Below are 1,032 nucleotides of genomic sequence, written 5' to 3'. Positions count from 1 at the left end.
TGTCTCGTGGGCTCGGAGATGTGTATAAGAGACAGCCCGGAACGCGCCCGCCCCCGTACGCAGCATGGCCCGTAGGCGGACGACGCGGCCCCGGCGCGTGCGGCGGCTCCTGGCCGCCGGCGTGGTCCTGGCGGTCAGCGCGGCGGCGGCCGCCCTGGTCTGGATCTATCTCGACGCGCGTCCCTGGACCCGGGACGGGCGCGTGCGGGTGCAGGTCTCCAACATGGCGCCGCAGATCAGCGGGCAGATCGTGGAGCTGCGCATCGCCGACAACCAGTTCGTCCACAAGGGCGACGTGCTCTACGTGATCGATCCGTTCGACTACAAGGTCGCGCTCGACCGGGCCCGGGCCGAGCTGGAGAACCGTGCCGCCGACCTCCAGGTGCGGCAGGTCCAGGCCGAGCGCCGGGCGGCGCTGACCACGCTCTCGACGTCGATCGAGGAGAAGCAGCGCTACGCCGGCATGGCCAAGCAGGCGCAGGCCGCCTACGACCTCGCGCAGGCGCAGCTCGCGCAGGCCAAGGTCAACCTCGAGCGCACGCAGGTGCGCAGCGCCGTCAACGGCTACGTCAACAACCTGCTCCTGCGCGTCGGCGACTTCGCCACCACCGGCACCCCCAACGTCTCGGTCATCGACAGCGATTCCTACTGGATCGACGGCTACTTCGAGGAGACGAAGATGCGCAACGTCCGCGTCGGCGCGGACGCTGAGATCCGCCTCATGGGCTATGACGAGCCGCTGCGCGGCCGGGTCGACAGCATCACCCGCGGCATCAGCACGCTCAACGCGACGCCGAGCACCCAGGGCCTGCCGAGCGTCAACCCGGTCTACACCTGGGTCCGGCTCGCCCAGCGCGTGCCGGTGCGCATCCGCATCGAACATCTGCCCGCGCAGATCCCCCTCGTCGCCGGGACGACGGCCACGATCGATATCCGCACCGGCACCTGGGAACCCGGCGGCGGGCTGGCAGGCCTGATCGACGCGCTGCGCGGCCGCGCGGTGCCGGCCGGCGACCCGGCCCAGACCCCGCC

Annotated in this window: 1 protein-coding gene; it reads left to right on the top strand. The window is 71.5% G+C overall.

Translation table 11 applies throughout. The features are described 5' to 3' along the window. Positions 1–64 precede the first annotated feature (64 nt). Positions 65–1,032: HlyD family secretion protein (locus AX737_RS24730; RefSeq protein ID WP_156453936.1), on the top strand; the 968-nt coding region annotated here is incomplete at its 3' end.

Origin of the sequence: Methylobacterium sp. CCH5-D2, assembly GCF_001556475.1 — a bacterium.
In the GTDB taxonomy this organism is placed as follows: Bacteria; Pseudomonadota; Alphaproteobacteria; order Rhizobiales; family Beijerinckiaceae; genus Methylobacterium; species Methylobacterium hispanicum.
Note: the sequence above shows the minus strand (reverse complement) of the source record. Positions and strands in the feature narration are given on the sequence as shown.